Source organism: Mesorhizobium sp. M7A.F.Ca.US.011.01.1.1 (genome assembly GCF_003998295.1).
Classification (GTDB): Bacteria; Pseudomonadota; Alphaproteobacteria; order Rhizobiales; family Rhizobiaceae; genus Mesorhizobium.
Map to the genome: position 1 here is coordinate 1 of NZ_RZRT01000058.1, position 2,285 is coordinate 2,285.

The window sequence follows — 2,285 nt, forward strand, 5'->3', positions numbered from 1 at the left end:
ACGGTCGACAACACCGGCGCTGTCTCGACCGACGGTCTCGAAGCACATGCCATCCAGGCGCAATCGGTCGGCGGCGGCGGCGGCAATGGCGGCATGGCCGTCTCGGCGGCCATCGGTTCGCTCGGCACCGGAACCAATCTCAATGTCGGCGTCAGCGTCGGTGGCTTTGGCGGCGACAGCGGCTATGGCGGTGACGTCGTCGTGACCAACCACGGCCTGCTGCAGACCGGTCTGCTGGCGGCCGGACAGACGGTTACCAATGGCGACGGCGCCTACGGCATCTTCGCGCAGTCGATCGGTGGCGGTGGCGGCTCCGGCGGCAATGCGATCACCGGCGTGCTCGGCCTCTCCGGCAACAATCCCGGCACGCAGGCCAATGTCAGCGTCGCGGTCGGCGGCTCTGGTGGCAACGGCAACAAGGGCGGCACGGTCACGATCGAGCAGCATGGCGGCATCGAGACCTCTGGCATGGGTGCATTCGGCATCCTGGCGCAGTCGATTGGTGGCGGCGGCGGCACCGGCGGGCGTTCGAACTCGATCTCGCTGCAGCTCGGCGCGAGATGCACGCTGGCCAAGGTCTGCGAACCGGCCGGCGGCAAGCCGAACTGGAACCTGCAGGCGACAGTCGGCGGGGCAGGTGGAACGGCCAATGACGGCAACACCGTCAACGTCTCCAACTACGATTTCATCACCACCCATGGCGACAAGTCGTCGGGCATTGTCGCTCAGTCGATCGGCGGCGGCGGCGGCATGGGCGGCGACGCCTATATCGGCACCACCGGCCTTGTCGCCATACCCTACGTGCCGCTTGACCCGACAATTCTTTTGGCCCCGCTCGGCACATCAAGTCTCAAGCGTTCCGGCTCGGTCGCCATCGGCGGTTCGGGAACGGGCGGTGGATCCGGCGGCACCGTCATCGTCAGCAATGAGGGCATCATCACCACACATGGTCAGAAGTCGGACGGCATCCACGCGCAGTCGATCGGCGGCGGCGGCGGCGACGGTGGCGACGGCATGGCCGGCGCGGTCGGCACCGTTGGACTTGGCGGCAGCGCTGGCGCGAGCGGCAATGGCGGCTCCGTGACCGTCACCAACGGCAAGCTCGACCTGTCCCAGGTGACAATGGCCACGATCGAGACCTTCGGCACCACGCCGACGACGCCGGGCGCCGACGGTCCAACCGTCGATCCCCAGCTGGGACATTCGGCCGGCATCTTCGCGCAATCGGTCGGCGGCGGCGGCGGGTCCGGCGGCGGCGCGGGCGCGCTGCTGGCGATCGGCGGCGGCGGTGGCGCTTCAGGCGCCGGTGGCCATGTCATCGTCAACAATTACGGTGGCATTCTCACCCACGCCGATGATTCCGTCGGCATCTTCGCCCAGTCGGTCGGTGGCGGCGGTGGCTCAGGCGGCTCGCTCGGCATCACCGCGCTCGGTGTCGGCGGCAGTGGCGGCTCCAGCGGTGGCGGCGGCGCGGTCGATGTCGCCAATGTCGCGATGATCGAGACGCATGGCGTCGATTCCTACGCGATCCAGGCCCAGTCGGTTGGCGGCGGCGGCGGCTCGGGCGGACGGGCGATCGGCTTCATCGCGGTCGGCGGCAAGGGCGGCAGCTCCGGCAAGGGTGGCGACGTCACCGTGACCAACAACGCCGCCGGCGCGATCACTGTCGAGGGCTTGGGTGCGCACGGCATCTTCGCGCAGTCGATCGGCGGCGGCGGCGGCAATGGCGGCGGCGCGTTCGCCGCCAGCATTGTGCCGGTTGCGATCGGCGTTGGCGGCGATGGCGGCAGTTCGGGCGACGGCGGCGTCGTCACCGTCAACAACCATGGCCGCATCACGACGATAGAAGATGCGTCGGTGGCGATCTTTGCCGAATCGATCGGCGGCGGTGGCGGCAATGGCGCCATGAGCGTTTCCGCGGCTCTCAGCCCCGGCGCCTTCACTTTCGGCATCGGTGGCGCCGGCGGCTCCAACGGCAAGGGCGGCGATGTCAACGTCACCAATTTCAGCGACGGTGTGATCCACACAAAGGGCTTCGGCTCGACCGGCATCATGGCGCAGTCGGTCGGCGGCGGCGGCGGCAATGGCGGCGCGGCCTATTCGGTGGCCGGCGGTGCGGCCGGTCTCTCCATCGCGCTCGGCGGCAAGGGTGCGGCCGGTGGCGATGGCGGCATTGTCACCGTCATCAACAATGGCGCGATGCAGCTCGACGGCGACAATTCAGTGGCGATCTTCGCCCAGTCGGTCGGCGGCGGCGGTGGCACAGGCGGAACCGCGATCGCGGC

1 pseudogene is annotated in these 2,285 nt (G+C 69.2%); it reads left to right on the forward strand.

The features are described 5' to 3' along the window. Positions 1 to 2,285 (forward strand): annotated as a pseudogene (locus EOA13_RS38390) (hypothetical protein); the annotation flags it as partial.